Source organism: Acinetobacter sp. CIP A162 (genome assembly GCF_000367905.1).
Classification (GTDB): Bacteria; Pseudomonadota; Gammaproteobacteria; order Pseudomonadales; family Moraxellaceae; genus Acinetobacter; species Acinetobacter lwoffii.
Map to the genome: position 1 here is coordinate 1,216,447 of NZ_KB849159.1, position 22,042 is coordinate 1,238,488.

The window sequence follows — 22,042 nt, forward strand, 5'->3', positions numbered from 1 at the left end:
ATGGATGCAGAAAATCGGTCAAGGTTGAATGAGTAAGATATTTATCATTTAAAATATTTTAATTATATAAAATAGTTATTTATTATGAATATTGATGTTATTTCTAGATATGTTGGAGTTAAATATAACGCTATACATGGTGTTCCACGTGAAACATGATGAGCTTATTTAACTGAGTGTAAACAGTAACATAAATGTTTGAGAAATTTAAAAGCAGAGCGATTAGAATCAAAGCATATTCTTATCCAATTCATGTAGAACATTCATGTTAAAAAAAACACTGATCATTAGTTTAAGTACATTCGTTTCAAGCTTTGCATTTGCCAATATTGATACGGTACAAGCTAACTTGGCAAAAAACAGTCCCAATTTAAAAATTGAAAATATTCAGACCACCGAGATGAAAGGTATCTATAGCGGTTCCATGCAGGGCCAAGTGGTTTATCTGAATGAAGATGCCAAGCATCTGATTGCCGGCCCGATGCTGCGGATTCAGGATCAATATAATCTGACCCGTGATTTAATGCTGAAACAAAATAGTATCGACTGGAAAAAATTACCGCTTCAGGATGCTGTGAAAAGTGTAAGAGGTACGGGTAAACGTCAGATTGCGATCTTTTCTGACCCAAATTGCCCGTATTGTAAAAAGCTTGAGCTAGAGCTGAAAAAACTGAATGACTTGACCATTTATACCTTTATTCTTCCTTTAAAACCCCAGTCGGTGGCTCCTTCAAAACAGGTGTATTGCGCGTCTAATCCAGCTCAGGCATGGGAAGATCTGATTGCTCAAGGGATTCAACCTAAATCGAAAAAAAGTTGTGCTAATCCGATTGAGCGGAATAAAAAACTGGCTCAGTCTATGGGGGTAAATGGTACACCTGCGATTATTTTTTCCAATGGTTTTAAAGTGATGGGTGCCTATCCGGCAGAGCAGATTGAGCAGATCTTTAAAGAATTCAATTTATAAAAAAATTAAATAAAGCTATCAGTCGCTCAATATAAAAAAGCACCTTTCCGGTGCTTTTTTATTCAGGTCGTCAAATCAACCTCAAAAACATCTGAATGGTTTAGACTGTACGGCGTTTGGTGACCATATTATAAATAAACAGAATAATCACAGCACCAATCACGGAAGCAATCAGACCTGCTGCGGAATCTGCCGAATACAGACCGAGCATACGGCCACCAAAAGTCGCCAATAAGGAGCCGGCAATACCCAGCAAGGTGGTCATGATAAAGCCTGCCTTGTCATTACCCGGGTGAATGGCACGTGCAATCAGACCTGCTACAAAACCAATGACGATCGCCACAATAATTGTCCACATATGCATACTCCTTCTTATCATGTCTTTGTTTTCACATCTGTTTAATCATCTTGAAACAAAGTCAGGATCATAAAAAGTTGAATCCTGAAACGAGATGTTATTTTTTGTTCCCGGTTTTCTCTCTATTTGAAGTATAAAAAAAGTGGCTTATGCCACTTTTTTTAACCTGATTTTAAAGACCGATTTCACCAATAAATGGCAGGTGACGGTACTTCTGGTCATAGTCTAAGCCATAACCCACGATAAATTTATCTTCAACCTCAAAGCCCATAAATTCGACCTTCAAATCGATTTCACGACGCGATGGTTTACTTACCAAAGTACACAGTTGAATCGAATTGGGTTCACGGGTTTGCAGGATTTCAAGTACCTTGCTTAAAGTGTTGCCTGAATCAATAATATCTTCAACGACTAACACATCTTTACCACGGATTTCACCGTCTAAATCTTTCAGGATTTTTACATCACGTGACGATACCGTGCCACCGCCATAACTGGACACAGTCATGAAATCCAATTCATGCGGTTTTGAAATCACACGACATAAATCAGCCATAAAAATCACTGAACCACGTAATAAACCGATGAGCACAAGTTCTTTGTCACTATTGGCATAGTGTGCATTGATTTGAGCACCAAGCTCTTTGACTTTAGCTTGAATTTCTTCAGCGGAAATCATTACGCTCATTTGGACGGTCATGGGTAGATACCTAAAAAGTAAAAATAGCAAAATAAAAAAGGTGTTGACCTGCAACACCTGAATACGTCGCAATTTTAATACATCCCTAGCAGAGATGCACCTGTTTTGCTGGCGGTAAATGTAATCATTTTTTAGCCGCTGTTGAATCGCGTTTCAATAAAAAAACACAGCCCAGTGCCATTGCAGACAGGATCAAGTATTGGCGACGGCGGGATTTTTTCGGTTTATTCACTGGCTGCTGCTTTGACATAAACGGCTGCTCCATAGACATAGGTGGCTGCAATATTACGGTCATCGCCAAGCATGGTCAGTGCAAAAAATGCATCTTCAATATTTTTAGCTCTGCTCTGGCGTAACTGCTGTAAGGCAGTTGCATTGAGATTCAGCACCACAAAGTCGGCTTCTTTGCCAATATTAAAGTTCCCCAGGCGATCATCCAGACTCAAGGCTTTGGCACCGCCTAAAGTGGCATGATATAAGGCTTCAAAGGCAGAAAGTTTTTCACCCTGCAACTGTTGCACCTTATAGGCTTCATTCAGGGTTTGCAGCTGATTAAATGATGTTCCTGCTCCAATGTCTGTGCCTAAGCCGACTTTGACCCCTTTGTCCCAGGTCTTTTTCAGGGGAAATAAGCCACTACCCAGGAATAGATTTGAGGTCGGACAGAAAGCAATGGCTGAGTCGGTCTGATGCATACAATCCCACTCTTCATCTTCCAGATGCACGCAATGCGCGAAAACGGATTTGCTGCCGGTTAAACCATAATGATGATACACATCCAGATAACCTTCACGTTCAGGAAAAAGTTCTTTTACCCAAGCAATTTCATTTTTATTTTCACTTAAATGGGTATGTACATACACGTCCGGATATTCGGCTTTGAGCTGCCCGGCTTTTTGTAATTGTTCAGGTGTTGAAGTTGGTGCAAAGCGTGGGGTAATCGCATACAGGTTCCGCCCCTGTCCATGCCACTTTTCAATCAGCGCTTTAGAGTCAATATAAGCCGTTTCTGCTGTATCCGTCAGCGCTTCCGGTGCATGACGATCCATCAGGACTTTACCTGCGATCAAACGCATATTGCGTGTGGTTGCGGCATTAAATAAAGCATCTACGGATTCAGGATGAACGGTACAAAAGACCAGGGCAGTGGTGGTGCCGTTTTTAAGCAATTCCTGCACAAAAAATTCGGCAATTTTTTCGCTATAGGATGCATCTTGAAACTGGATTTCAGTGGGGAATGTATAGGTATTTAACCATTCCAGCAGTTGTTCACCATAAGCCCCGACCATTTCCGTTTGCGGGAAATGAATATGGGTGTCGATAAATCCGGGAACAATCAGTTGATCTGGATAGTGTTGTAATTCAAGGTCGGTAGGAAGTCGTGAGTGCCCTTCTCGCCAAGGACCAAACCACTGGATTTTACCTTCGTGAATGATGACTAAACCATCTTCTACATATCGCACTTGGTCGTGTATATCACGTGCTTGGGCAACTGTATTCTGAATATCGAGGAAGCGACCACGGATCGCTGTCGTTGCAATTACAGAAGACATTTTAAACCTACGCTTTTAATTTTTTCGATTGATTGTAGCTGAAAAAATTGCCATGTTTGTATGAACATTCATATTTAAATAGCGATCCAGATTCTTCTATGACCCCATCCAATTATTATGATCAATTTCAACAGATCGTACGTGCGCAGCCGACATTAATGCGCATCTTGCATCAGTTAGCACAATTACACTCTGACGCTTATGTCGCAGCGGGTGTGTTACGTCATGTGATCTGGGCGCATTTACATGGATGGGAATATGAAATAAATCATACTGAGGTCGATGTGATTTTCTATGATGAAAATGAGCAGGCTCGCGTTATAGAACAGCAACTTGCAGATCGGTTAAAAGAGTATTTTCCAGATATCCGTTGGGATGTGACTAATCAAGCCTTTGTACATGAGTGGTATCGTACCGATCAAAATGAAAATATTGAGCCTTTAACTTCAATTAGTCATGCGCTGTCATTATGGCCAGAAACTGTCACGGCCTTGGCACTGCGCCTGAAAGATGATGAATTGGAGTTGATTGCTCCTTTCGGTTTAGCAGATTTATTTGAGTTAAAGCTGCGTTGGAATCCGAATTTAGTCAGTTATGCCGTGTTTGAACAACGCATGCTGAGCAAACAGTTTTTGCAAAAATGGCCCAAATTATCCCTGATAGAACAATAAAAAAAAGCCTGCTGATGCAGGCTTTTTTGATGATTACTTTTTACAGGGTGGTTTCGTTATATTTCTTGCTATGACGAATCGACAAGATCGCGGTCACAGTCAGGACAATCACAATAAAGCTCAAAGAAATCCAGATCGGCATATGGAACACATCCAGCATCAGCATTTTAAAGCCGATAAAGACCAGAATGATCCCGAGACCATAAGGCAGATAATGCATTTTTGAGGCTGCGCCCGAGAGCAGGAAGAACATCGCGCGTAGGCCTAAAATCGCCATCAGGTTTGCGGTAAGGACAATAAAGGGATCGGTGGTGACGGCAAAAATAGCTGGAATAGAATCGACGGCAAAGATCACATCAGAGGCTTCAACCAGGATCAGGACCAAGAACAACGGCGTTGCCCAGAGCAAACCATTCTGACGGACAAAGAATTTGTCGCCCTGAAGTTGCGGGGTAATACGCATATGTTTACGTAGCCATTTCAGAATCGCCATATCTTCAATATTGCTGTCTTCTTCATGCTGACCACGCAGGAATTTGAAGCCGGTATACACCAGGAACGCACCGAAGATATACAGAATCCAAGAGAATTCCTGTACAAACCAGGCGCCAATAAAAATAAAGATGGTTCTGAGTACAATCGCACCCAGTACGCCATATAACAGCAGTTTACGTTGCAGTGCGGGTGGAATGGCAAAGGCCGCGAAGATCATCAGCCAAACAAAGACGTTATCAATCGCCAGGGATTTTTCCAGCAGATAACCGGCAAAGTATTCCATGACCTTGGCATTGGCAATTGCCGTGCCTGCGGTCTGTTCCAGATACAGCCATAAGCCGCCACCAAATAAAGTCGCGACACTGACCCAGGCAATACTCCAGTATGCAGCGGTACGGACTTTAACTTCCTGACCATGCTGATGCTTAAAGCCGACAAAATCGATTACCAGCATGACTGCGACAATCGCGAAAAAGACAAGATACAGCCAGAGCGTACCAATGGTTTCCATGTGAATTCTCCACATCGGGCGACTGGCCATAAAAAAACCTTGACCAGTTGCCAGATGAAAAACATCTATAACAACATGATCAAGGTCTTGCCTACATCTTACTGTTCCACTTTTTTATATAAAGTGTGACTTCAAGATGCTCAGATACCGACTTTTTGCAAAGTGTAATGACGATATTCTGACACGCCTAAAAATTGAAATTTCATTCTTAAACGCTTGGAGGAGGCTACTCCCCTTGTTCAAACTAAATTTTGTTTGAGCGATGGCTCAATGTGTAGCAAGCATGACAGATTTTTGCTAAGACTACAATTTCATTTACAAAAATCATGCTTCAAGGCGCTTTCTTACCTAAGAAATCCGGACGCTGAATTAGATATAAGCTGATCAGAAAACCCAGACTCGCCAGAATGGCTCCCACCCAGCCAATACTATGCAATCCGATATGTGCCGTTACCAGACCGCCGAGTAAGGCACCGCCGCCAATCCCGACATTGTACAGACCTGAAAAAATTGCCATGGCGACATCGGTTGCATCAGAAGCCAGATTTAAGGTCTTGGCTTGTAGAGCCAGACTAAACCCAATAATGCTGATGCCCCAGATTAACGCCAAGCTATTAAGCTGAAATACACCCTGAGACAGTGGCAGCAATAACAGTAGCGAGATCCCTAGCCCGAGTGTAAATAGCGGAATGGTGAGTCGGGGGAAATGCGGTGCAAAACGGCCAAATACATAAGAGCCGATCAGGCCCGCACCACCATAAATCAGCAATAAGCTGGTGGTCTGCGCAGAGCTGAATTGCGCAATATTCAGCGTAAAGGGTTCAATATAACTATAGGCGGTAAATTGCGCACTAATCACAAGCACGGTAAGCGCAAAGACCAGCATCAGGCTGGGACGTTTCAGCAAGCTCTTTAAACTGCTGAGTGAACCTGAATTGACACTTGGTAATAAAGGTAAGGTTTTGGCCAGCAGTACGCAGACTACGCTCGCCACAACTGCGATCAAGGCAAAACTATTGCGCCAGCCATAGGCCTCCCCGACCATCCGGCCAAAGGGAATTCCCAGAACCATCGCCATGGCGGTACCGGTAGCCAATAAGCCCAGTGCCTGAAACTCTTTGTCCTTTGGCGCAACCCGCACGGCAAGCGACGCCGTAATTGACCAGAACAGCGCATGCGCCACGGCAATACCAATTCGGCTCAGCACCAGAATGCTAAAGCTCCAGGCAAAATAGGACAGCACATGACTGAAAATAAACACCGCAAATAAAACCATCAGCAGAAAGCGCCGTTCAATATTTTTGGTCAGTAACATCATTGGCAAAGAAAGCAGCGCCACGACCCAGGCATAAATCGTCAGCATCCACCCGACCTGAGTGGGTGACATGGAAAAACTTGCGCCAATATCACTTAATAGCGCCACCGGGATAAATTCGGTGGTATTGAAAATAAAGGCAGCAGAGGCTAAAGCAATCACACAGACCCATTGACGTGTCACCGAGGAGGTGGAAGAAGAGCTGGACATACATATCTGATAAAAAGAACCGGCCGGCAGTTTAAACCTGTTGAGCAAAATGCGGTATTGGTCAGAAGGACAGATTCACAATCCTTTAAAAGAAATCTAACAATAGAGCAGGGAAAAATATGTCAGTCTGGCTTAAAAACAAGGAGAGGATCGGTATGTTGATCGAGCATCAGCAACAGGACACTGGAGGTTTATGGTTCGTAGAGCCAAATGAAAAACGTCTGGCAGAAATGAGTTATTCCAGAGTAAATGAAGATCAATTAGTGATTGAACACACCTGGGTCGATGACAGTCTACGCGGACAGCACGTCGGGTATTATCTGATCGAGGCCGCTGTGAATTTTGCCCGTGAACACGGCATCAGGATTATTCCAAAATGCTCTTTTGCCAAATCTGTGTTCGAGCGAGAGCCTCGCTTTAATGATGTTTTATAATTTAAAAATGACAACAAAGGTTTAGATTCGTATGGAAATCAAATATCAAGATTCAAAACGCGGTGGTGTATTTTTTATGGAAGATCAAGGACGCCGCCTGGCCGAGATCACTTATCAATGGCGGGGCGATGCAGTCATCATTGCCGATCATACCTGGGTCGATGATTCCTTGCGTGGCCAAGGTATTGCCCGAAAAATGCTGGATGTACTGGTCGATTTTGCCCGTGAAAAAAGTTTAACCATCATCCCGCAATGTTCCTATGTGGATGTCATGTTTAAACGTGACCGTAGTCTGGCAGATGTCGCGGCAACGACTATTTAACCATCCAAGGGGATTTCCCGAAAGATAAATGCAATCTTTCTTTCAAGGCAGGAATCAATATAACCTGTAACAGGGTATATAAACCGAAACCTGCCATCACCCCGGTCATCGCCCAGAAAATTTCTTCAAACTGTTGCAGCATCACTAAAATTGCCATAATCAGCAGGTAACTGGCATGAAAATAAATACGATGCCCAACAAATTTCAAGATCGTCCAGCTAATAAAAATTGAACTGATCAGCAGATTGGTTTGAGCGCTGAATTGCCAGTCATTTAAAGTGATGATCAGGATAAAACACACACATAACAAGGCGAGGGTTAAAATCAGATCTTTTAACATCAAGTGATCCTCATGTTCATGGTAGGTGTATGAAAATATTCGTTTAATAATTTAGGCACTATTGTTAAAAGTTTAGTCCAGAAATGCAAACTGAAAACCGTGTAAGCAAAAACGGATATTTGCTTAAAAAATGGTCGACTTAATTTAAAATTATTGATTAAATTGTGGTTTTAATTCTTCCCTCTAGTGAGATGGCATGATGCTACAGCTTTGCTATGCCAGTGAACGCATAGAATCTGAACAAGAGTTGTTACAAGATTTGAGTGATATTTTGGCCACTGCCCGGAAGTTCAATCTTCAGCATCAGATTCATGGGGTGTTGTATTATTCCCATGGCAAATTTTTCCAGTGCCTTGAAGGTCAGGCTGAAGTAGTGGAAAGTTTATTTCAAAGCATTTGTCGGGATCCCCGCCATCACAATATCTTGCGTTTTGCAGATGCGATGGTAGAGCATTCCCATTTCTCGGAATGGTCAATGAAATATGTGCATAAACACAGTGAAATTTCTTCTTTATTTTCACGTTTAGGTTTGAAGCAATTTGATCCGCATGCTTTACAGCAGTCAGGAATTGCCGAATTCCTCAAAGTACTGTATCGCCTGGAAGAAAATCAGGCCAGTCTGGCATCGCCAAAAGGTTATAAGCAGCGTGGTTATGTCCCCTATTTTTGATCTGATGGATCAAAGCTGAAAATAAAAAAGTCCGCATGGCGGACTTTTTTGTCTGATGTGGATTAGGTCATGTCAATCATGACTTTTAAGGCCTTTTCATCAGAGGCATGTTTAAAGACATCATAGGCTTTTTCAAAATCGGAAAATTTAAAATGATGGGTCGCCAGTTTTTCTAGGGGCAATTTGCCGGAACAGCAGGTTTTCAGCAACATCCCTGTGGTATTGGCATTCACCAGGCCGGTGGTGATGGTCAGGTTTTTAATCCAGAGTTTGTTCAGTTCAAAACTCACCGGTTTACCATGTACGCCGACGTTGGCAATATGCCCGCCCTCCTTCACGACATGCTGGCAAATATTCCAGGTAGGCTCCACCCCCACTGCTTCAATGGCACAGTCGACCCCGCGTCCATCGGTAATCTCTAGAATCTTTTGAATGGCATCTTCTTTGGCAGAGTTGATGATATGCGTCGCGCCGACAGTCTTGGCAAATTCCAGCCGATTATCATCCATATCCACCATAATAATATTGGCAGGTGAATAGAACTGTGCGGTGAGCAGACAGCTCATGCCGATTGGCCCTGCTCCGACAATCGCCACGTTGTCGCCTGGTTTGACATCACCATATTGCACCCCAATTTCATGTGAAGTTGGCAGGATATCTGAGAGGAATACGGCCACATCTTGATTCAGACCTTCAGGTAAATGATAGAGTGAGGTATCGGCAAAGGGCGTGCGTACATATTCGGCATGGGTACCGTCAATCATATAACCCATGATCCAGCCGCCTTCATTGCGGCAATGTGCATACAGCTGTTTCTGGCAGTTTTCACAGGTCCCGCAGCGGCTGACACAGGAAATAATGACCCTGTCGCCCTTTTTGAAGTTCTGAACGGCGGAACCGACTTCTTCCACAATGCCAATACCTTCGTGACCTAAAATACGCCCCTTAAAGCTGCCCTCTTTTCGTGTGGCCTCCTGCTCAATTTCCGGGTTTTTACCTTTCCAGATACCCAAGTCGGTACCACAGATGGTGACTTTTTCGAGTTTAATGATGGCATCGCCGGGATGCAAAATGGTGGGAACTGGGCGGTCTTCAAAGCGGATATCATTTGCGCCGTAATAGACCATCGCTTTCATCGTTGTCATGACACATCTCCTAATGGAGTGAGGAATGAGAATGACCTGACTCAGCGAGAATAATGAACGCCTCGATTGCTTTTATACAGTGACAGCGATGGGCTGATTCATGATCTGGCTTTCAGGCCTATAGATACCTGTGTTCTTCTCGATTGTGCCTTGAGTAATATGGCGCTGCAATCAGTCTTGTGTACAGATTGCAACAAAAGATCATCCGAGATAGTTTAGAGATAAATCTGCTCTTTGGGTCAATGTTTAAATCATAGGATTGCAGGATCAGAACAACTGTTCACTTTTGCTGAAGCAAGGTTTTAATATGCTAAAAAAAGCCCGCTAGGCGGGCTTCTTCACTTCACTTAAATCTGTTTTATGCTTGTAAAACAGTGATCAGCTTCTGATGCAAACCACCAAAACCGCCATTCGACATAATTACTACGGCATCGCCCTCACCTGCTTCTGCCACCACGGTCTGAATGATGTCATCCAGTGTGCGTGCAACTTTGGCTTTGTTTGGCGCAGCCTCAATGACCGGTTGCAGATCCCAGTCCAGGCCTTCCGGTTGATACCAGATCACTTCATCGGCCAGACGTGCTGAATGAGCCAAGCCATCTTTATGACTACCCATGCGCATGGTATTGGAGCGCGGTTCAATAATCGCCCAGAGTTTGCGTTCACCCAGGCGTTTGCGCGCGCCTTCTAAGGTCGTATCAATCGCCGTCGGATGATGGGCGAAGTCATCATAAACCTCGATACCACGAACAGTGCCTAACAGTTCCATACGGCGTTTCACCCCACCAAAATTCGACAGCGCTTCACAGGCGGTTTCAATTGATACGCCAACATGTTCAGCAGCGGCAATGGTGGCCAAGGCATTGGCCACCGAATGCTGCCCGGTCATATTCCACTGTACTTCGCCTTTGACAACGCCCTGTTGCAGGACTTTGAAATGTGAACCATCTGCTGACAATTGTTCTGCATAAAGTTCAGATTTTTCGTTGGCATCCAGACTGGTGCGCACTACAGGCGTCCAGCAGCCCTGCTCCAGCACTTCATCAATATTGCTTTCAGTAATCGGCGCGATAATCCGGCCTTCACTTGGAATAGTACGAACTAAATGATGAAACTGTTTTTGAATTGCGGCCAGATCATCAAAGATATCGGCATGGTCAAATTCCAGGTTATTTAAAATTGCGGTTTTTGGATGGTAATGCACGAACTTGGAACGCTTGTCGAAGAAAGCAGAATCGTATTCATCGGCTTCGACACAGAAATATTTCCCACCACCGAGACGCGCACTTTCCGAAAAGCCCAATGGCACACCGCCAATCAGAAAACCTGGCTCCAGACCGGCTTGATCCAGTACCCAAGCCAGCATCGTGGTGGTCGTGGTTTTACCATGTGTTCCGGCGACACCCAGCACGTGTTTACCTTGCAGAACATGATCAGCCAGGAACTGCGGACCTGAAATATAAGGCAGATCTGCATTCAGCATATATTCGACTGCATCAATACCACGCTTCATGGCATTGCCGACGATTACCAGATCCGGATGAGGCTGTAAATGACTGCGGTCATAACCCTGCATTAAAGTGATGCCCGCATTTTCAAGTTGGGTCGACATGGGTGGATACACATTCAGGTCTGAACCTGTTACCTGGTGGCCCAGATCGCGTGCAAGTAGCGCTAACGAGCCCATAAAGGTGCCACAAATACCCAAAATATGCAGATGCATCTACTTTACTCCGTTCCTGTCTGACCCATCACTTTATATTGGTGCTGTTGTCATGATTTATTCAATTTGCAAGCAACGATAGCAAGGCTTTAGCTGAAAAGATAGTGAAAATTCTGGCCTTGTTGTGGGATTTTTTAAATCCTGTTTCACGGATAAATTCAAAGAAAATTTCAAAGCGATGCAATATCTTTTCGCCAAATAAACCGTAAAATAAGTTCGACTTTTTTGCAGAGTGCATGCAAATGCTGCCGGCTTTATTTCTTCTGGTAATTGCCAACTGTTTTATGACCCTGGCCTGGTATGGGCATTTAAAATTTTTGCCGCATGATGCACCGCTCTGGCAAGCGATTTTGTTCAGCTGGGCCATTGCCCTGTTTGAATATAGTCTGATGATTCCGGCGACCAAATTACTGGCGCAGCAAGGACTCGCAGTCGGTCAAATGAAAATTACCCAGGAAGTCGTGACCTTACTGGTCTTTGTTCCTTTTATGATTTTCATGTTTAAGCAGCCTTTTAAACTGGATTATCTCTGGGCTGCTTTATGTCTGTGTGGATGTGTCTATTTTGTATTCCGCAGTTCCTAAATAGTTGTAACTGCGGCTACTCCCCTATTTTTATTCCAGTTTTTGAAAATTCGATAAAAAAACAAGAAAAATCGAGCCTTGCTTTGACCGTTAAATTTTATGAAGCTGAATTTTCAGTCTATAATACGCACTCCTATTCAAGCTTGGCTCTCTCGTCGAGATTTATCTTTTCTCACTTTAATCTCTGGAAAATTTGCAATGAATGCGGCTGCTGCACAAGATACTCCTCTCGTAGGTATTATCATGGGTTCTCAATCAGATTGGGCAACTCTCGAACACACTGCCAATATGCTCAAGCAGCTTGGTGTCCCATTTGAAGCCGAAGTTGTTTCTGCACACCGTACCCCAGACCGCCTGTTTGAATATGCCGAGCAAGCGCGTGATCGTGGTATTCAGGTAATTATTGCCGGTGCAGGTGGTGCAGCGCATTTACCGGGGATGTGTGCGGCGAAAACTGATCTTCCAGTTTTGGGTGTACCGGTGAAATCTTCGATTTTAAACGGTGTTGATTCATTGCTGTCTATTGTGCAAATGCCAGCAGGTATTGCAGTCGGTACCTTGGCGATTGGTCCTGCCGGTGCCACCAATGCTGCCATTATGGCCGCGCAAATTCTGGGTTTGACCCGTCCAGAAATCGCAAAAAATGTTGCAGATTTCCGTGCAGCGCAAACAGATAAAGTGGCAAGCAACAATATTCCAGGCCAGGCTTAAGTCGAGACACAGATTATGGATAAAACCATCGGTATTTTTGGTGGCGGTCAGCTGGGTCGTATGATGGCGCAAGCGGCACTTCCATTAAATATTCAATGTACATTTTTTGAAGCCAGCACAGACTGCCCTTCTGCTGCTTTGGGTCCGGTGATTTCGAGCCAAGCTGAAAATGGTCTGCAAGACTTTATTAACAGTGCAGATGTATTTAGCCTGGAATTTGAAAACACGCCCCTTGCAGATGTCGATGTACTGACACAAAGCAAGCAATTGCATCCATCACGTCAGGCTTTGGCGATTGCCCAGCATCGTCTGTCTGAAAAAGCCTTGTTTGATGAACTGGCAATTCCGGTTGCACCTTACAAAGCGGTCACTTCACTGGAAAGCTTAGAGGCTGCTGTAGCGGAACTGGGCTTGCCGATCGTACTGAAAACCTCGCGTGGCGGTTATGATGGCAAAGGACAATTCGTTTTACGTTCGGCCGATCAGATTGATCAGGCCTGGGCAGAGTTGGGTCCTGCAGGTGAACTGATTGCTGAAAGTTTTGTGGCTTTCTCGCGTGAAGTATCCATCATTGCGGTACGCGGCCAAGATGGTGATGTTAAAACCTGGCCATTGGCGGAAAATCATCATCATAACGGCATTCTGTCGCACTCGATTGTGCCGGCACCGAACAGTGCAGATTTGCAGCCGGTGGCGCAAGATTACATCACTCGTCTGCTGAATCACTTGAACTATGTCGGTGTGCTGACCCTTGAGCTGTTTGTGACAGACAATGGCCTATATGCCAACGAGATGGCACCACGTGTGCATAACTCGGGTCACTGGTCGATTGAAGGTGCAGTATGTTCGCAGTTTGAAAACCATGTGCGTGCCGTGGCAGGTTTACCTTTAGGTTCAACTGAAGTGATCCGCCCAACTGTCTTGGTGAACATCATTGGTCAGCATCCGAAATCTGCAGATGTACTTGCTCTGGAAGGTGCACATTTGCATCTTTACAACAAGTCAGAGCGCGAAGGCCGCAAGATTGGTCACATTACCCTGATGCCAAATGACAGCGCGCAATTGTCTGTACTTTGCCGCCAACTGGCGAAAATTTTACCGAATCCATTGGCATTGAGCGAAGATATGACCATCTAGGCTTTAACTTGCTGATAAAAAAAGCGATCACTTCGGTGATCGCTTTTTTATTTGTCTGCTTTCAGGCATGATTGCGCCTCTTCAAAAATACCTGCCATTGGTCGGATCAGTTTTTAAATCAATTGCTTATAAACTGATCAATTGAGTATAAATATAACAATCCAATAAAACCTTTTTTACAGCTGAATTTTGCCATATTCACTTGTAGATAAGCTTGAAATCAAAGTTTGAATTTAAAACTGGAAAGCAGTTTTGAATTTAAATTCATAAAAATAAATTCAAATTTAAATCGCACTTTGAATTTAAACTTGCGCTTTTAAATTCAAAAAATATGAATTCAAATTTAAAACTGGATAAATGAATTCAAAGTTTTTGAATTTAAAAATATTAGCCCATTATTCAAATGAATTTAAAACAAAAACGAGTGTAATTAGAGCATGTTGATGATCGTGACTCGCTTTTCCTGAAACAAGTTATCCCCAGTAATTTTTTAAATTCAAAAATAATTCCAAATGTTTTGAATTTAAATTTAAAAATCCTGCTGATTTGAATTTAAAGCAAGCTTGTGGATAACTCGTGTTTAAATTTAAAGATTACAAAATGAATTTAAAAGTGTAGGAATTATGAATTTAAATTTACGCATTGGCGCTTTAATTTTCATCATGAGCTGCTAAGGTAGAAACATAATTCAAAATCTAAATATTCAAGGGTCTTATGCAACGGCTTGCACTTTTTATTGGTTCTGTGGTCTTGGCTGCTTCACAGGCACAGGCTGAACTTATTATTAATGGTCAACGTGTCACGCCGACTGATTTGACCTCTAGTTCAAATATCCCGAATTATGCCTCCCAAAATAATTTTCAAAACTGTCTCGCCAATTTGCGCAGTCAAGCTGTTGCTAGAGGTGTAAGCGGCAGTACCTATGATCGTTATACCCAAAACTTAAGCCCTGATTATTCAGTGATTGAACGCCTGAATTACCAGCCTGAATTTTCTACCCCGATTTGGGATTATCTGTCTGGTTTGGTGGATGAAGAACGGGTTCAGCTCGGCCGGCAAAAATTACAGCAACATCGTGAGGTACTCAATCGTGTTGCTGCCACCTATGGTGTACCTGCAGAAACGGTAGTTGCGGTATGGGGTGTCGAAAGTAATTTTGGTGATATTTCAGGGAAATATCCTTTATTACAGGCTTTAGGAACTTTGAGCTGTGAAGGTCGTCGCCAGAGTTATTTCCGTGGTGAGTTTTTTACTACCATGAAACTGTTACAGCGTGGCGATGTACGTGAAGAACAATTAAAGGGTTCCTGGGCAGGTGCATTTGGTCATACCCAGTTTATGCCATCGACTTATGATGAGCTTGCAGTTGATTTTGATGGTGATGGCCGACGTGATCTGGTATCCAGCATTCCGGATGCACTGGCATCGACCGCCAACTTTTTAAGCAAGCGTGGCTGGCAGAGCGGGCAACCTTGGGGCTTTGAAGTCAAGATTCCGCAAGGCATGTCGGTTTCCGGTGAAGGCCGAAGAAATAAAAAATCCTTGAGTAGCTGGATTAATCAAGGGGTGGTTCGTGCCGATGGTTCGGCATTGGTTCAAGGAAATTTATCGCAATCTTCTCAGGCCGGATTACTTGCGCCTGCGGGGCCGAATGGTCCGGTGTTCTTGGTCTTTAAAAACTTTGATGCTATTTATAGCTATAACGCGGCAGAAAGTTATGCCTTGGCGATTGCGCATTTATCCGATCGCCTGCAAGGTAAAGGTTCATTTATGGCCACATGGCCTACTGATGATCCGGGAACTTCGCGTGCAGAACGTCGTGAGATCCAGCAATTTCTGTTAAACCGTGGCTATGATATTGGTGCGGTGGATGGTCTGATTGGAGATAAAACCCGTCAGGCGATTCGTCAGGAACAGCAGCGTTTGGGCTTGAGTCCAACAGGTCGTGCTGGTCAGCAGATTCTGCGGGCCTTTAGAAATGAAAATGCCAAACGCATGATGCAATAAATTCTTGAGCATAAAATTTAAAATCAAAAAAGGTCTGCATTTATGCAGACCTTTTTTGATGACTGTTTTTGAGTAGCTATATAGTCATGCAAGCTAATAGTAATTAGCTGAATTTAAACAGCAGTAATGGTACCGAGGACGCGATAGCCAGCGGCACCAGTGACTGCTGGCAGGTTACCATTCAGCTGATTCATAAAACGCATGGCCAGCCAGGCAAAGGCCGTGGCTTCAACCCAAGTCGGGCTTAAACCAAGATCGGCCGTAGTTTGTACGCTCCATTCATGTTTGCGCAGGCGCCAGCGCAACTGCTCCAGTAAATGTGAGTTATAGGCACCGCCACCGCAAACAAAAACCTGTCCGGTATCCATGCCAGAGCGGTAAATTGCTTTTTTAATGGCACGGGTAGTGAGCTTTAATAAAGTCGCCTGTACATTTTCTGGAGTATCTTCCAGTTCATCGTATTGCAGGTCATTGCGCCAGTCAGCAATCTGTTCATCCAGCCATTCCAGGTTGAAATCTTCACGACCGGTACTTTTCGGAGGTTCTTTGGAGAAGAATTCGTGTGACTGCAAGCGATCAAGCAAACTGCGAATCGGGGTGCCATAGGCTGCCCAGTTGCCATTTTCATCAAAAGGCTGACCGGTATAACGGGAACACCAAGCATCCATCAAGATATTGGCCGGTCCGGTATCAAAACCATAAACCTCTTCAGGCTTCCCGGCAGGCAGCAGGCTGACATTGGCAATGCCACCCAGATTTAAAATTACCCGGTGAATGCTGTCATGCTGGAAAATATCCTGATGAAATGCTGGAACTAAAGGTGCTCCCTGACCACCTGCCGCCAGATCACGACGACGGAAATCTGAAATCACCGGAATCTGAGTAATTTCAGTAATGATGTTCGGGTCACCAATTTGCAGGGTAAAACCATGTTCAGGACGATGCCGGATAGTCTGGCCATGCGAGCCAATCGCCTTGATTCTGGATTTATCCAGGTTATTTTTTTCAATCAGCGCATTAATACCATGACCAATCATTTGTGCCAGTGCAACATCAGCCTTGCCCATGCGGTCAATTTCATTTTCATCTGGCAAGGTTAGTGCCATCAGCTCGTCCCGAAGGTCTGGATCAAATGCCAAAGTGAGTGTGGCATGAAGCTGGAGTGGATCAAAAGAAGCAGCAACAATATCGACACCATCCATGCTTGTGCCGGTCATTACCCCAATATAGATCGCTGTCATGGTTATTCTTAAGCCTGCAATATGCTGAAAAAGTGTTAGTATATCGCACAAATTGAGTAACTGATGTATTGGATTTTGTGATGTCAAATTTCCTGCCGGCTGAAGAACAACTTGCCCTCATTCAACGAGGCACCCACGAAATTATTTCTGAAGAAGACCTTCTCAAGAAATTAAAATTGAATCGTCCATTAAAAATTAAAGCGGGTTTTGACCCGACTGCACCTGATTTGCACTTGGGCCACACGGTTCTCATTAATAAGTTAAAAGTATTCCAAGACTTGGGTCATGAAGTGTTGTTTCTGATCGGTGATTACACGGCGATGATCGGTGATCCAACTGGTAAGAGCGCAACACGTCCACCATTGTCACGTGAACAGGTTTTAGAGAACGCTAAAACATATCAAGAACAAGTGTTTAAGATTCTTGATCCAAACAAAACCAAAGTAGTGTTCAATTCGGAGTGGTTTGCACAAAAAACTGCGGCTGATCTAATTCAATTGGCATCACAGCAGACGGTTGCGCGTATGCTCGAGCGTGATGACTTCACCAAGCGTTATAACAACCAGCAGCCGATTGCGATTCATGAATTTTTGTACCCATTGGTACAAGGCTATGACTCTGTTGCGCTGGAAGCAGATGTTGAATTGGGTGGTACAGATCAAACCTTTAACTTGTTGATGGGTCGTACCTTACAAGGTCGTTATAACCAAGAAGCACAAGTATGTATCACAGTGCCAATCCTTGAGGGTTTAGATGGCGTCAACAAGATGTCTAAATCTTTAGGTAACTATATTGGTGTATTTGATGCGCCGGGCGCGATGTACCAGAAAGTGCTTTCAATGCCGGATGCATTGATTGAGCGTTATTTTGATCTGCTGAGCTTCAAAACCATTGAAGAAATTCAACAGTTATTAAAAGAAGTGGCAGAAGGCCGTAATCCACAAGAAGTCAAAAAGATTCTTGCGCTGGAGCTGGTTGAGCGTTTCCACGGTGCAGAAGCCGCTGCCAATGCGCATAAAGGCGCGGGCAATATCATTACTGAAGGTGAATTGCCTGAAGGTACGCCAGAAGTGACTATTTCACGTGGCGAGTTTGGTGGTGAAATCTTTATTACCTCGATTTTACGTGAAGCAGGTTTAACCAAAAATGCAGCCCAGGCTAAGGATGCATTAGGCCGTGGTGCAGTGAAAGTGGATTGGCAGACGGTAGATACGACGTATTCTGTGAAAGAGAACGTGACTTTGATTGTTCAGGCCAGCAAAAAAGCAATTGCTAAAGTCACTTTTGTTGACTAAAAAGCGGATAAGTTATTGAAATAAAAGCAGGCTTCGGTCTGCTTTTTTTATTGATGTCCTATATTTAAAAATCAAATAAGTAAAGTCAAAAAAAACCCTATGAAAACAAGAGTTAATTTTTCCCAAATCACTTGCTTTTCATCTTTATTATGTATAGGATTTATTCATCTAGAGAATTCGTTTAGAGCATCTAGAGGGTAGTAAAAATAATAGTACTCCACAACTGAGAAAGTCTCTTTTCCAAGAGGCTCTTTTTAAAAGCTTTAAAGCGAATAACTATAATAATGACATAATGGATCGGGTAAAGATTCAATTGTAAGGAGGAGATTTTGGGAGAGATCTCTTCCTTTTTTATTTATTCTGATTGCGTAATCAAGATATAAATCTGCATGCCTACTCTTCTTGTTGAACAACTAAACTTAAAATTAACTAGCAAATTGGGCTTAGGTGAATGACCTCTAAGAATGAGTTCATTTCAATTGACTGTGAAAAAAGAGCAAAACATAAAAAATTAAAGCAGAGGTGATTGAATGTATCGCTTTCCAACAGAAAATATTTTTGATGAACAAATCGATTGCATATTACGGTTCTTATTTGAATACCAGCCAGTCGAACAAAAACAGCAACTCTATGGATCTGTCTATACTTTATTTATGCAGCTTGATCTGGCCGCGCATTACTTTCTATTTTCCCTGATTGAAGAGCAGTTACCGCGACGCGCGAAATTATTCTTTATTGCCGAGGATTATCAGGGTAAGAAAGACATGATTGTAGAGGTCATGCAACATTGGCGTGGACAGCAACAGCAGGAAAAAGTCGCTTAATGCAAAATAACAGACTTTATCTTCTATATATAAGTGATCTACGCATGGTTTTGGGATTCGAAAACTAAAAATGAATACTTCTTTTATATAGCAGCCCAAGAATAGGCTTTTATAAAAGCTTTTTACGTAAAAAATAACTCACAAATTAAGGAGTCTAAGATTTAGATCGGCTTACTGAGCGAGATAGATTAATTTTGGTTTTCTTTTGACGTGCTAATTTAAATAAAAGACAAGGTTTCAATGTTAAAAGGCTAAAAATACTATTTTAACGATTATTGTGATAGCTTTTAGGTCTAAATGAATTTTCAGTTATAAAAATAAAATGACGTGTTTAGTGCATTTATTAAATAAAAACGCTTAAAAATTAGATAAAAAAGCGATTTTTTAGCAATTTTTGTAGAAAAAAAAGACATACGTGAAAAATATAGTGAATTGGGGGTTGCAATGATTCTGAAATCCTCTAGAATGCACCCATACCGACGAGATAGACGGAAACGAACGAAGCAGAATGGCGGAGTTGTTAAGTTTATCGAAGTCCAGCTTCTAGCACTGACGAGGTGTTAGAAAGATCATTAAGAGATTATGAAGAACAACTTGTGTGGATTTTTACTGGTTGATCGATCGAAATTATTTTCATTGATTGATGGTAGAAATTACTCGAAGTTTATTTGAGAAATATTTGTCAGAAAATTGATGAGCCAAGATTGGTACCCTTTAAAGGTCCAAATAATATTAAACTGAAGAGTTTGATCATGGCTCAGATTGAACGCTGGCGGCAGGCTTAACACATGCAAGTCGAGCGGGGAAAGGTAGCTTGCTACCTAACCTAGCGGCGGACGGGTGAGTAATGCTTAGGAATCTGCCTATTAGTGGGGGACAACATCTCGAAAGGGATGCTAATACCGCATACGTCCTACGGGAGAAAGCAGGGGACCTTCGGGCCTTGCGCTAATAGATGAGCCTAAGTCGGATTAGCTAGTTGGTGGGGTAAAGGCCTACCAAGGCGACGATCTGTAGCGGGTCTGAGAGGATGATCCGCCACACTGGGACTGAGACACGGCCCAGACTCCTACGGGAGGCAGCAGTGGGGAATATTGGACAATGGGGGGAACCCTGATCCAGCCATGCCGCGTGTGTGAAGAAGGCCTTTTGGTTGTAAAGCACTTTAAGCGAGGAGGAGGCTACCGAGATTAATACTCTTGGATAGTGGACGTTACTCGCAGAATAAGCACCGGCTAACTCTGTGCCAGCAGCCGCGGTAATACAGAGGGTGCAAGCGTTAATCGGATTTACTGGGCGTAAAGCGCGCGTAGGTGGCCAATTAAGTCAAATGTGAAATCCCCGAGCTTAACTTGGGAATTGCATTCGATACTGGTTGGCTAGAGTATGGGAGAGGATGGTAGAATTCCAGGTGTAGCGGTGAAATGCGTAGAGATCTGGAGGAATACCGATGGCGAAGGCAGCCATCTGGCCTAATACTGACACTGAGGTGCGAAAGCATGGGGAGCAAACAGGATTAGATACCCTGGTAGTCCATGCCGTAAACGATGTCTACTAGCCGTTGGGGCCTTTGAGGCTTTAGTGGCGCAGCTAACGCGATAAGTAGACCGCCTGGGGAGTACGGTCGCAAGACTAAAACTCAAATGAATTGACGGGGGCCCGCACAAGCGGTGGAGCATGTGGTTTAATTCGATGCAACGCGAAGAACCTTACCTGGTCTTGACATAGTAAGAACTTTCCAGAGATGGATTGGTGCCTTCGGGAACTTACATACAGGTGCTGCATGGCTGTCGTCAGCTCGTGTCGTGAGATGTTGGGTTAAGTCCCGCAACGAGCGCAACCCTTTTCCTTATTTGCCAGCGGGTTAAGCCGGGAACTTTAAGGATACTGCCAGTGACAAACTGGAGGAAGGCGGGGACGACGTCAAGTCATCATGGCCCTTACGACCAGGGCTACACACGTGCTACAATGGTCGGTACAAAGGGTTGCTACCTCGCGAGAGGATGCTAATCTCAAAAAGCCGATCGTAGTCCGGATTGGAGTCTGCAACTCGACTCCATGAAGTCGGAATCGCTAGTAATCGCGGATCAGAATGCCGCGGTGAATACGTTCCCGGGCCTTGTACACACCGCCCGTCACACCATGGGAGTTTGTTGCACCAGAAGTAGGTAGTCTAACCTTAGGGGGGACGCTTACCACGGTGTGGCAGATGACTGGGGTGAAGTCGTAACAAGGTAGCCGTAGGGGAACCTGCGGCTGGATCACCTCCTTAACGAAAGATTGACGATTGGTAAGAATCCACAACAAGTTGTTCTTCATACGATGTATCTGAGGGTCTGTAGCTCAGTTGGTTAGAGCACACGCTTGATAAGCGTGGGGTCACAAGTTCAAGTCTTGTCAGACCCACCAAATCTGACTAACGAAGCATGAAAGTGCTGAAGCAAACAGAACAGAACGATACATTGACTTATTGATAAGCTGGGGACTTAGCTTAGTTGGTAGAGCGCCTGCTTTGCACGCAGGAGGTCAGGAGTTCGACTCTCCTAGTCTCCACCATACATTGCTTCGCAATGTATCAAACATTAAGCAAACAGTTTGATAGCTTATAGAGCTTAGTGATTAAGTTGCGTATACTACGCGGCATTGTTATTAAGCTCTGTGATTTATCACAGCGTCTAGACCTGACGAAGGCTAGATCAATCATTAACAGAATATATTTGAGTTGAAATAAATTGTTTAAGGCTCAGAACTAAATTGACATTGAAATATGACACGCAAGTGACATGTTTGAATGAAGATGCAGAACTGAGAAACTAGCGATTAACTGAA

The 22,042-nt window shown here is 43.6% G+C and carries 21 protein-coding genes, 2 tRNA genes and 1 rRNA gene; 14 read left to right on the forward strand and 10 right to left on the reverse strand.

Annotated features, from left to right (window positions below):
• Positions 1–265 precede the first annotated feature (265 nt).
• The gene (locus F995_RS12110) at positions 266–967 is read left to right on the forward strand and encodes a DsbC family protein (RefSeq protein ID WP_004647132.1); all 702 of its coding nucleotides are present in this window, start codon (positions 266–268) and stop codon (positions 965–967) included.
• 100 nt (positions 968–1,067) lie between these two features.
• Here F995_RS12110 and F995_RS12115 read toward each other — a convergent pair whose 3' ends face one another.
• The 4 genes from F995_RS12115 to guaD form a co-directional block, all read right to left on the reverse strand.
• Positions 1,068–1,325, reverse strand: a complete 258-nt coding sequence (locus F995_RS12115; RefSeq protein WP_004281926.1) for a GlsB/YeaQ/YmgE family stress response membrane protein — start codon at positions 1,323–1,325, stop codon at positions 1,068–1,070.
• A 172-nt stretch (positions 1,326–1,497) separates the two neighbouring features.
• Complete coding sequence (gene hpt, locus F995_RS12120; protein ID WP_004647133.1) at positions 1,498–2,025, reverse strand: hypoxanthine phosphoribosyltransferase; 528 nt, start codon at positions 2,023–2,025, stop codon at positions 1,498–1,500.
• 124 nt (positions 2,026–2,149) lie between these two features.
• Positions 2,150–2,275, reverse strand: a complete 126-nt coding sequence (locus F995_RS17145; RefSeq protein ID WP_004647134.1) for a hypothetical protein — start codon at positions 2,273–2,275, stop codon at positions 2,150–2,152.
• The gene (gene guaD, locus F995_RS12125; RefSeq protein WP_004647136.1) at positions 2,250–3,578 is read right to left on the reverse strand and encodes a guanine deaminase; all 1,329 of its coding nucleotides are present in this window, start codon (positions 3,576–3,578) and stop codon (positions 2,250–2,252) included. The genes F995_RS17145 and guaD overlap by 26 nt, the downstream gene beginning before the upstream one ends.
• Before the next feature lie 98 nt (positions 3,579–3,676).
• On the opposite strand from guaD, the gene F995_RS12130 reads away from it, so the two are divergent.
• Entirely contained in the window at positions 3,677–4,249 is a 573-nt protein-coding gene (locus F995_RS12130; RefSeq protein ID WP_004647137.1) for a nucleotidyltransferase family protein, read from the forward strand.
• 40 nt (positions 4,250–4,289) lie between these two features.
• Here the strand turns inward: F995_RS12130 and F995_RS12135 are convergent, their stop codons facing one another.
• Together F995_RS12135 and F995_RS12140 are read right to left on the reverse strand one after the other, a co-directional pair.
• Entirely contained in the window at positions 4,290–5,255 is a 966-nt protein-coding gene (locus tag F995_RS12135; protein ID WP_004647138.1) for a TerC family protein, read from the reverse strand.
• A 331-nt stretch (positions 5,256–5,586) separates the two neighbouring features.
• Positions 5,587–6,780, reverse strand: a complete 1,194-nt coding sequence (locus F995_RS12140; RefSeq protein WP_004647139.1) for a sugar transporter — start codon at positions 6,778–6,780, stop codon at positions 5,587–5,589.
• A gap of 155 nt (positions 6,781–6,935) precedes the next feature.
• Between F995_RS12140 and F995_RS12145 the strand changes: the two genes are divergently transcribed.
• Entirely contained in the window at positions 6,936–7,214 is a 279-nt protein-coding gene (locus tag F995_RS12145) for a GNAT family N-acetyltransferase (protein WP_004647140.1), read from the forward strand.
• Between the two features lie 31 nt (positions 7,215–7,245).
• Positions 7,246–7,536, forward strand: coding sequence for a GNAT family N-acetyltransferase (locus F995_RS12150; protein WP_004647141.1), 291 nt, complete (start codon positions 7,246–7,248; stop codon positions 7,534–7,536).
• Here F995_RS12150 and F995_RS12155 read toward each other — a convergent pair.
• Positions 7,529–7,876 carry a hypothetical protein gene (locus F995_RS12155; RefSeq protein WP_004647142.1) on the reverse strand — a complete coding sequence of 116 codons (348 nt, stop codon included), beginning with the start codon at positions 7,874–7,876 and terminating at the stop codon, positions 7,529–7,531. The two genes, F995_RS12150 and F995_RS12155, sit on opposite strands and share 8 nt — an antisense overlap.
• 196 nt (positions 7,877–8,072) lie before the next feature.
• On the opposite strand from F995_RS12155, the gene F995_RS12160 reads away from it, so the two are divergent.
• Positions 8,073–8,546 carry a BLUF domain-containing protein gene (locus F995_RS12160; RefSeq protein ID WP_004281912.1) on the forward strand — a complete coding sequence of 158 codons (474 nt, stop codon included), beginning with the start codon at positions 8,073–8,075 and terminating at the stop codon, positions 8,544–8,546.
• 62 nt (positions 8,547–8,608) lie between these two features.
• Here F995_RS12160 and F995_RS12165 read toward each other — a convergent pair whose 3' ends face one another.
• The gene (locus F995_RS12165) at positions 8,609–9,691 is read right to left on the reverse strand and encodes a zinc-dependent alcohol dehydrogenase family protein (protein ID WP_004647143.1); all 1,083 of its coding nucleotides are present in this window, start codon (positions 9,689–9,691) and stop codon (positions 8,609–8,611) included.
• Positions 9,692–10,049: 358 nt separating this feature from the next.
• Positions 10,050–11,414, reverse strand: a complete 1,365-nt coding sequence (gene mpl, locus F995_RS12170; protein ID WP_004647145.1) for a UDP-N-acetylmuramate:L-alanyl-gamma-D-glutamyl-meso-diaminopimelate ligase — start codon at positions 11,412–11,414, stop codon at positions 10,050–10,052.
• A 242-nt stretch (positions 11,415–11,656) separates the two neighbouring features.
• On the opposite strand from mpl, the gene F995_RS12175 reads away from it, so the two are divergent.
• The 4 genes from F995_RS12175 (at position 11,657) to F995_RS12190 (ending at position 15,853) form a co-directional block, all read left to right on the forward strand.
• Positions 11,657–11,998: a DMT family protein gene (locus tag F995_RS12175; protein WP_004647146.1), complete on the forward strand. Its 342-nt coding sequence runs from the start codon at positions 11,657–11,659 to the stop codon at positions 11,996–11,998.
• A 198-nt stretch (positions 11,999–12,196) separates the two neighbouring features.
• On the forward strand, positions 12,197–12,709 hold the full coding sequence (gene purE / locus F995_RS12180; protein ID WP_004647147.1) for a 5-(carboxyamino)imidazole ribonucleotide mutase: 513 nt from the start codon (positions 12,197–12,199) through the stop codon (positions 12,707–12,709).
• Between the two features lie 15 nt (positions 12,710–12,724).
• A complete protein-coding gene (locus F995_RS12185) occupies positions 12,725–13,846 on the forward strand; it encodes a 5-(carboxyamino)imidazole ribonucleotide synthase (RefSeq protein ID WP_004647148.1) in 1,122 nt (373 codons plus the stop codon).
• A gap of 714 nt (positions 13,847–14,560) precedes the next feature.
• Positions 14,561–15,853 (forward strand): lytic murein transglycosylase, encoded by a 1,293-nt coding sequence (locus F995_RS12190; RefSeq protein ID WP_004647149.1) that lies wholly within the window; start codon positions 14,561–14,563, stop codon positions 15,851–15,853.
• Positions 15,854–15,966: 113 nt separating this feature from the next.
• On the opposite strand, the gene F995_RS12195 is transcribed toward F995_RS12190, so the two are convergent.
• Positions 15,967–17,094 (reverse strand): anhydro-N-acetylmuramic acid kinase, encoded by a 1,128-nt coding sequence (locus F995_RS12195; protein ID WP_004647150.1) that lies wholly within the window; start codon positions 17,092–17,094, stop codon positions 15,967–15,969.
• An 80-nt stretch (positions 17,095–17,174) separates the two neighbouring features.
• On the opposite strand from F995_RS12195, the gene tyrS reads away from it, so the two are divergent.
• The 5 genes from tyrS to F995_RS12220 all read left to right on the forward strand — a co-directional run bounded on the left by tyrS (position 17,175) and on the right by F995_RS12220 (position 21,769).
• A complete protein-coding gene (tyrS, locus tag F995_RS12200) occupies positions 17,175–18,389 on the forward strand; it encodes a tyrosine--tRNA ligase (RefSeq protein WP_004647151.1) in 1,215 nt (404 codons plus the stop codon).
• 530 nt (positions 18,390–18,919) lie between these two features.
• A complete protein-coding gene (locus F995_RS12205; RefSeq protein WP_004647152.1) occupies positions 18,920–19,213 on the forward strand; it encodes a hypothetical protein in 294 nt (97 codons plus the stop codon).
• Between the two features lie 734 nt (positions 19,214–19,947).
• Positions 19,948–21,485: ribosomal RNA gene (locus tag F995_RS12210) — 16S ribosomal RNA — on the forward strand.
• A 60-nt stretch (positions 21,486–21,545) separates the two neighbouring features.
• Positions 21,546–21,622, forward strand: a tRNA-Ile gene (locus F995_RS12215).
• Positions 21,623–21,693: 71 nt separating this feature from the next.
• Positions 21,694–21,769: transfer RNA gene (locus F995_RS12220), tRNA-Ala, on the forward strand.
• The last annotated feature ends 273 nt before the right edge of the window (positions 21,770–22,042 follow it).